A 7,806-nucleotide genomic window follows, 5' to 3' on the forward strand; every position below is an offset into this window, starting at 1 on the left:
ACGACGGAAACCCGGACGGTCATTGTCACGACGGTCGAAGGAACGGCCACCGCGGTCGTTGTCGCGGCGGAAGCCGCCGGGACGGTCATTGTCACGACGGTCGAAGGAACGGCCACCGCGGTCGTTGTCGCGGCGGAAGCCGCCACGGTCACGGTCACGGTCGTTGTCACGACGGAAGCCGCCACGCTCACGGTCGTTGTCGCGGTCGCGGCGCTCGTACGAGGTCCGCTCCTGGCGCTCGTACGCCGGACGGCCCTCGCTCGCGGCCGGGGACGCGGCGGCGGGCTCGGCGGCCTGCTCCTGCTCCGCGGCCGGGGCGGCGGCCTGGGCCGGGGCCTCGGCGGGCGCCTCCGGCTCGGACGCCGCGGCGATCGCCGCCGCCGGGTCCTCGCCGCGCTCGCGCGCCGCACGGGCGACGAGACGGTCGGCCTCCTCGCGCAGCTCGGTGGCCCGGCGCTGCGCGCGCTCCAGCTGCTTGGTGAGGTCCTTGACCTCGCGCTCGGCCTGCTTCGCCGCGTTGCCCGCGGACTCGGCCTGCACCTCGGTCATCGACCGGGCGCCGGTGATCTCGGCGACCTCCGGGTCGAAGACGTCGCCGCCGCCGACGATGTGGCGCGAGGCGTCGACGCCCGCGTCCTCCATGAGACGGAAGATCTGGCGCCGCTGGTGCGGCAGGGCCAGGGACACGACGGTGCCCGAGCGGCCCGCGCGCGCCGTACGGCCGGAGCGGTGCAGGTAGTCCTTGTGGTCACCGGCCGGGTCCACGTTCAGCACCAGGTCGATGCCGTCGACGTGGATACCGCGGGCGGCGACGTCGGTCGCGACCAGGACGTTGACGTAGCCGTCCTTGAAGTCGGCCAGCGTGCGGGTGCGCGCGCCCTGGGTCATGCCGCCGTGCAGCGCGTCGGCGCGGACGCCGGCGTCGCGCAGCTGCTCGGCGACGCGGTCGGCGCCCAGCTGCGTGCGGACGAAGATGATGGTGCGGCCCTTGCGCGCGGCGATCGCGGCGGTGACCGGCGCCTTGTCGCGCGGCTTCACGATCAGGATGTGGTGGGTCATGGTGGTGACCGCACCCGCCGACGGGTCGACCTCGTGCGTGACCGGGCTGTTCAGGTACCGCTTGACCAGCGTGTCGATCTCGTTCTCGAGGGTGGCCGAGAACAGCATCCGCTGGCCGCCCTGGGGCACCTGGTCCAGAAGCTCGGTGACCTCGGGCAGGAAGCCCAGGTCGGCCATCTGGTCGGCCTCGTCGAGGACCGCGATCTGCACCTGGTCGAGGGAGCAGGCGCCGCGGTTGATGATGTCGCGCAGACGGCCCGGCGTGGCGACGAGGATGTCGACGCCGCGCTCCAGGGCGTAGATCTGGTTACCCATCGACGTACCGCCGCAGACGACCTTCATCTTCAGGCCGAGCACGTCGCCGTAGGGCTGGAGGGCGTCCGCGACCTGCATCGCGAGCTCACGGGTCGGGGTGAGGATGATGCCGCGGGGGTGCTTCTTCTCGGTGCGGCCGCCGGCCAGCGTGGCCAGCAGCGGCAGACCGAAGGAGAGGGTCTTGCCGGAGCCGGTGCGACCGCGGCCCAGGATGTCCTTGCCGGCCAGGGCGTCCGGGATGGTCGCCGCCTGGATCGGGAAGGGGGTGGTCACGCCGTTCTGTGCGAGCTTGCGCACGACGCCCTCGGGCAGACCCAGGTCGCCGAAGGTGACCTCGGGCGCCTCGGGGGCGGTCGTCTCGGGGGCCGTGGCCTCGTCGGTGTCGGCGTTCTCGGGCACGACGACGTGATCAGTGGAAACAGACATGCGAAATGCGAACCTTCCGGAGTTCTCGGCACGCGCCCAAACTCCGTGAAGTCACAATCGACCGCCTCGATGCGGTCCGGCCACGGCAAGGGAGAGTACGCGCCACACGCGGCGCGTCGTTTACGGCGCCGGGCAAATGGGATCAAACGATCTACCACCATACGCACCCCACGGCCCCGAAGGCAAACCGCTCCGCTGAGTGCTGCGTCACACCGGGGCAAACCGTCACCCGGCCTGCCGCCGGGCCCCGCTCACCGGGCATGCCACGGGTCCCGCTACACCGGCGCGCCCGCCCTCGGCGACGGTTCCAGGCTGGTGTACTCCGCGGCCTGCTCATGGGCCGACGACGAGGGCTCGGCGGTGGTCGGACCCGGGCCGGGGTCCGGCGGCGGGGTGGGCTCCGGCGGCGTCGGGTCCGGCGAGTCGTGGGTGGGGGTGGTGTCCGGCTTCGTCGGCGTCGGCGTCGGGGTCCGCCTGGGCCTGCCGGGCTTCCCGGACCCCCCGCTCCGGCTGGGCTTCGTGGAGGAGGGCTTGTCGTCGGCGCCGGAGGCGGAGGGCGAGGTGGACGACGATGCGTCGTCGTCGGGGTGCGCCTTCTTGCCCCGGCGCTCGTGTCCGCCGCGCGTCCCGGCTCCGGTGCCGGTGACGGACGTGACGCCGTCGGGCCCGGCACCTCCGCTCTCGCGCGCCCCCGCCGAGTGCGACGGGGCGGGGCGGATCCCGTCGTCACTGACGCTCATACAGCCTGCGGTCGCCGCGACGGCCACCATCGCGGCTGCCAGCCGGGCAGGTACGGACAAGGGGCGCACGGGCCACCTCCGGGACGCGGTGTTGAAGTCCCCCTGCCCAACTCCCGCCGCCCGCAAGAAGACACGCGGACCGGCCCGCACCGCCTCCGCGCGGAGCGCACACGGCACACGCCGACAGGGCTGCGTAGGGCGTGCCGCGCAGGCGGCCGGCGACCACGGCGACCCGGAACACCACCGGGCGTCACCCCTCGGCCAGAGCTCATTCCGAAGGTCCGGGGCACGTCCGGATCGCCCCCGGAGCACCTCCGCTGCGTTTCCGCGGCCCTGCACGGACGCCCGCCGGCGATCCGTGCGCCCGGGCCGCTCCCCGACTCCACGGCTCGCCGGCTCCCCGGCACGTCACCGCCGCCCCGTGGTGCCGTGGAGCGCCGCTCAGCCGTACCCCAGGGCGTGCAACCGCTCGTCGTCGATGCCGAAGTGGTGTGCGATCTCGTGGACCACCGTCACCTCGGTCTCCGCGACGACGTCCTCACGGCTGTCGCACATCCGCAGGGTGGGCCCCCGGTAGACGGTGATGCGGTCCGGCAGGACGCCTGCGTACCACTCACCGCGCTCGGTGAGCGGCGTCCCCTCGTACAGCCCGAGCAGGTCGGGACGGTCGGCGGGCGGCTCGTCCTCGACGAACACCGCCACGTTGTCCATCAGCCTCGTCAGCTCGGGCGGGATGCGGTCCAGCGCCTCGGCGACCAGTTCCTCGAACTCCTCGCGCGTCATCTGCAGCACACCGTCATTGTCGGCCACCGCACCGCATATCAACCCGCGCACTTGGGCATACGGGGCCAATGGCCCGCGATACCGCAGCCACTGTCCTCCGCCGTCTGCGGAGCGCGTTCCCGCTGCGCCCCGCCGACACGTTGGCTCCCGGTCCGCGCCCCTGGGCCCGCGCACTGGGCCTGATCACGGTCGTCCTCGCGGGGGCCTGGCTGGGGCTGCTGGTGGTCGGCAGCGTGCGCACGCCCGTGGGGCCCGTGGACACCCGGATGGCGCTCCGCCCCTCCCTCACCGGCGGCACCAAGATCAACATATCCCCGCTGGGCGCCCTGGAGCTGCGCTCGCACCTGGCGCCCCTCCGCCTCGACGTCGACGTCGACCGCCTCGACCCGGTGCGTGCCGAGGCGCTGGTCCAGCACCCGGAACGGCTGTCCGGCATCCAGGACGAGGTGAGCCGGGACGTCGCGCGCGGCACGCGGGACCTCGCGGTGCGCTCCTGCGCCGCGGTCGTCTCCGGCGCCACCGCGCTCGGCCTCGCCGTCTACCGCAGCCCTCGCCGCGCCCTCGCCGCCGGCGGCCTCGCCCTCGCGCTCCTCGCGGCGTCCGGAGCGACCGCATGGGCCACCTGGAACCCCAAGTCGGTCCTGGAACCTAAGTTCTCCGGGCTGCTCACCTCGGCCCCTTCACTCGTCGGCAACGCGCGCAGCATCGTCACCGAATTCGACGTGTACCAGCAGGAGTTGGCGCAGCTGGTCACCAACATCACCAGGTTGTACGACGTCACCTCCACGCTCCCCGCATACCGGCCCGACCCCTCGACCATCCGCGTGCTGCACGTCTCCGACATCCACCTCAACCCGGCGAGCTGGAAGATCATCGCCTCGCTGGTCAAGCAGTACGACATCGACGTGATCGTCGACTCGGGCGACACGATGGACCACGGCAGCACGGCCGAGAACCACTTCCTGGACCCGGCGGCCGACCTGGGCGCCCCGTACGTCTGGGTGCGCGGCAACCACGACTCGGCCGGCACCCAGCGCTACCTCTCCCGCCTCCGCAACGTCCACGTCCTCGACGAGGGCCGGGCGGTCACCGTCGCCGGGGTGCGGTTCGCCGGAACGGGCGATCCCCAGTACACGCCCGACCGGTCGGTCAAGGCGGCCGGCGACCCGGCCGAACGCATGGCCGGCATACGACTGGCGTCGGCCCTGCGCGACCGGACGGCTGCGGGCGCACCCGTGGACATCGCCGTGATGCACGAGCCGGTCGGGGCGCGGGAGGTGGACGGGACGGTGCCGCTGGTGCTCGCCGGCCACCTCCACCACGAGCAGACGGAGGTCATGAAGCTCGGCACGCGGCTGCGCGTCGAGGGCTCGACGGGAGGCGGCGGCCTGCGCGCCCTCCAGGGCAGGGGTCCCGCCCCGGTCGAGGCGTCCGTCCTCTATCTGGACCGCGGGACGCGACGGCTCCAGGCCTGGGACGAGATCAGGCTGGGCGGTCTGGGGCTGTCCACGGCGGAGGTGAGCCGCCACCTGCCGGAGGACAACCGGCCGGGCTCGGCACCGGCCCCCACGCCACCCGCGCCACCGCGCCCGTCGGCCCGCCCCCACGCCACCGCACCCGGCACCCGCACCGCCCCGCCGACCGCCCCCTGACCCCCCTCCGGCCCCGCCCGCCCCCGGGCCGGGCGCCTCCCGTTAAACCGTTTTGGCGATACCTCCCGCCATCCCATATGCTTCTCACGTCCCCGACGCGCTGAGAAGCGCGCAGGCGGGCCGATAGCCCTCATCGTCTAGCGGCCTAGGACGCCGCCCTTTCAAGGCGGTAGCACGGGTTCGAATCCCGTTGGGGGCACGCTCAACCGTGTGCGACACTGTCGTACGCAACAGCTTGGTCCTGTGGAGCAGTTTGGAGTGCTCGCCACCCTGTCAAGGTGGAGGCCGCGGGTTCAAATCCCGTCAGGACCGCTGAGGTTTCCCCGGAAGCCTCGTGGCTGGGTAGCTCAGTTGGTACGAGCGTCCGCCTGAAAAGCGGAAGGTCGCCGGTTCGACCCCGGCCCCAGCCACCATCGCCCCACCAGGGCAAACACCCCCTCCGATGATCGTCGGAGGGGGTGTTTTCGTGCCGCCTGCGCCAACAGCCCTCAGGTCGGGGGGTCCCCCGGTCTCCGGAGAGCCTTCCGCTGCTCATCCAGCGGAGCGTGCGCGTAGATCTTCATCGTTACGCCGATGCCGCCGTGTCCCGCGATCTGCCGGACCATGTGCGGCGGCACCCCCGAGGCCGAGCAGCAGCGGACGGCCGAATGCCGGAGATCATGGAACCGGATCTCCGGCCCCAGCCGCTTCCGGAGCGGGTCCCAGCTCCCCTCCGAAGCCTCACCCGCTCACCTGAGTCGCGCGCCGGTGGTGCACCTACTGCCACGTCCAGCCTGACTCCCGCAGGGCGCTGGCGCGTTGCATGAGCGCGTCGATCCGGGTGGCGGCTTCAGTCGGTTCCCAGTACTGATTCGATGCGGTCGTCTGGTTGGGATGCTTGCGATAAAGGACGCTCGGCTCGGCTATGAACTCACCGGGTGCCACGGCTTCCGCGGCAAGGAGCAGAGCAACCGTCTCGGCTCCGGACAATGCCTGCCAGCCGCCCAGCGCGAGCACCAGGCGACGGTGAGCGGCGAATGTGGTCGCCTGAACGGACAGACGGTGCTCCAGCACCTCGCGAAAGAAGCGGGCGGACTCCAAGGGGCCGCCCGGAGGGTCATAGGGACCCGGTGCGGTGCTCCCGTCCTCGTGGAGGTCGACGCAGGCGGATACGCACCACGGAACGCGTTCCAGGGTCTCGATGTCCCGCTCCAGCGCGCCTGGCAGCAGTACATCATCCGCGTCCAGCGTCCGGATCAGGTCTCCTGTCGCGCGCGCGAGGGCGTGTGTACGTGTCACCGCTATGCGCGCCTGCTGTCCTGTCCCGAATATGATCTTGGGGTCACTGGGCAGGCTGTTCGCAGGGATACCCGAGGTGCCGTCCTCTTGCACGCACCACTCCCATTGCCAGTCGTCCGGGAGCTTTTGTTCGCGCAGGGATTCATAGGTGTCGCCGATGAAGTGGTGGCCGCCGTTGTGTACGGCGGTGATGACACTGATGGTTCGCATGGAATGGGTCCTGCCAGAAGGCGATTGACTGTTCGTGATCATGACATGAACCAATGGCCAAGGCTTTACATTTGGTGCCCCGTGTGTCCGCCCGGCGCAAGTCCGACGGGAGGCGCTCCCACTCGCGGCTCACCGGTGTCGCGGACGAGCCCGGAGGGTCGCTGGAATGTCGCAATTCGGCGATCGATATGCCGCATTTGCTCCAATGGCGCACTTCGGGGACGCGTTCCCCGCCGAGCCGCCCGGGCCACCACCCCCAGGGCCGGGCGGAACCCAGGGCCGGGCGGAACCCCCACACCCGCACCCACCCGCGCCGGAACCCCGAGTGCACACCGCACCCGCCGCCCGGCGCAGGGGCGACGTACCGTGGCCCCGTACGGTCGGCCGGTCACCGGGTCGCGAAGCCCGCGGTCACCGCGCCGCTCAGGCTCACCTCAGCGACGCAGATCACCGGTCTTCTGGCTACTGTGCGACCGGATAAGTAGGTAGCCTCGTAGGGACTGAATAAGTTACCGCTTAGTAATCCTCTCGCGCAGGTTCGAGGAGCCTCCATGCAACTCGCCGCGATCATTGTGTCGTTGGTCCTCGCCGTCGTCGGCGTGGCGCTGTTCGGCCGGGCCATCGCGCAGATCTACCGGTTCGTGCGACTCGGCCAGTCCGTGCCCGCCGGTACCCGTACGGACGACCCCAAGCAGCGCACCATCACCGTGGTCAAGGAGTTCCTCGGCCACACCCGCATGAACCGCTGGGGCGTCGTAGGCGTCGCGCACTGGTTCGTGGCGGTGGGCTTCTTCACGCTCGTCCTGACCCTGGTGAACGCCTTCGGCCAGCTGTTCCAGGCCGACTGGTACATCCCCGTCATCGGCGACTGGGCTCCGTACGAGCTCTTCACCGAGCTGGTCGGTCTGCTGACCACGCTCGGCATTCTCACGCTGATCGTGATCCGCCAGCTGTCGCGCCCGGGCCGGGCCGGCCGCAAGTCCCGGTTCGCGGGCTCCAACGTCGGCCAGGCGTACTTCGTCGAGTCGGTGATCCTCATCATCGGCCTCGCGATCCTGACGCTGCGCGGCCTGGAGGGCGCCCTGCACCACGTGGAGGGCTACGAGGCGTCGTACCTGATCTCGTACCCCCTGGTCACGGCCTTCAAGGGCCTGAGCCTGACCACGCTGCAGAACCTCACCTACCTCGTCGCGACGATCAAGATCGGGACGTCGTTCATCTGGATGATCACCGTCTCGCTGAAGACGGACATGGGTGTGGCGTGGCATCGGTTCCTGGCGTTTCCGAATATCTGGTTCAAGCGGGAGGCGGACGGCGGTACGGCGCTGGGTGGGCTGCAGCCG

General features: G+C 71.1%; 5 protein-coding genes, 3 tRNA genes and 2 pseudogenes. 5 read left to right on the forward strand and 5 right to left on the reverse strand.

The window, feature by feature from the left end; all coding sequences use genetic code 11:
- From ACWCP6_RS34715 to ACWCP6_RS34725, 3 genes are all read right to left on the reverse strand, one after another.
- Positions 1-1,800, reverse strand: a 1,800-nt coding sequence (locus ACWCP6_RS34715) for a DEAD/DEAH box helicase (RefSeq protein ID WP_450936622.1), incomplete at its 3' end; no start/stop codon positions are given.
- 275 nt (positions 1,801-2,075) lie between these two features.
- Positions 2,076-2,609 (reverse strand): hypothetical protein, encoded by a 534-nt coding sequence (locus ACWCP6_RS34720; RefSeq protein WP_450936623.1) that lies wholly within the window; start codon positions 2,607-2,609, stop codon positions 2,076-2,078.
- A gap of 372 nt (positions 2,610-2,981) precedes the next feature.
- A complete protein-coding gene (locus ACWCP6_RS34725) occupies positions 2,982-3,332 on the reverse strand; it encodes a metallopeptidase family protein (RefSeq protein WP_450936624.1) in 351 nt (116 codons plus the stop codon).
- A 59-nt stretch (positions 3,333-3,391) separates the two neighbouring features.
- Here ACWCP6_RS34725 and ACWCP6_RS34730 point away from each other — a divergent pair, with 59 nt between their 5' ends.
- The 4 genes from ACWCP6_RS34730 (at position 3,392) to ACWCP6_RS34745 (ending at position 5,388) form a co-directional block, all read left to right on the forward strand.
- Complete coding sequence (locus ACWCP6_RS34730) at positions 3,392-4,975, forward strand: metallophosphoesterase family protein (RefSeq protein ID WP_450936625.1); 1,584 nt, start codon at positions 3,392-3,394, stop codon at positions 4,973-4,975.
- 126 nt (positions 4,976-5,101) lie between these two features.
- A tRNA-Glu gene (locus tag ACWCP6_RS34735) sits at positions 5,102-5,174 on the forward strand.
- A 38-nt stretch (positions 5,175-5,212) separates the two neighbouring features.
- Positions 5,213-5,287: transfer RNA gene (locus ACWCP6_RS34740), tRNA-Asp, on the forward strand.
- Positions 5,288-5,311: 24 nt separating this feature from the next.
- Positions 5,312-5,388: transfer RNA gene (locus ACWCP6_RS34745), tRNA-Phe, on the forward strand.
- A 75-nt stretch (positions 5,389-5,463) separates the two neighbouring features.
- On the opposite strand, the pseudogene ACWCP6_RS34750 reads toward ACWCP6_RS34745, so the two are convergent.
- Positions 5,464-5,670 (reverse strand): annotated as a pseudogene (locus ACWCP6_RS34750) (tyrosine-type recombinase/integrase); the annotation flags it as partial.
- 61 nt (positions 5,671-5,731) lie between these two features.
- Positions 5,732-6,463, reverse strand: a complete 732-nt coding sequence (locus ACWCP6_RS34755; protein ID WP_450936626.1) for a glycosyltransferase family 2 protein — start codon at positions 6,461-6,463, stop codon at positions 5,732-5,734.
- A 551-nt stretch (positions 6,464-7,014) separates the two neighbouring features.
- Here ACWCP6_RS34755 and ACWCP6_RS34760 point away from each other — a divergent pair.
- Positions 7,015-7,806, forward strand: a pseudogene (locus ACWCP6_RS34760) (Fe-S oxidoreductase); the annotation flags it as partial.

It is taken from the genome of Streptomyces sp. NPDC002004 (genome assembly GCF_053593975.1).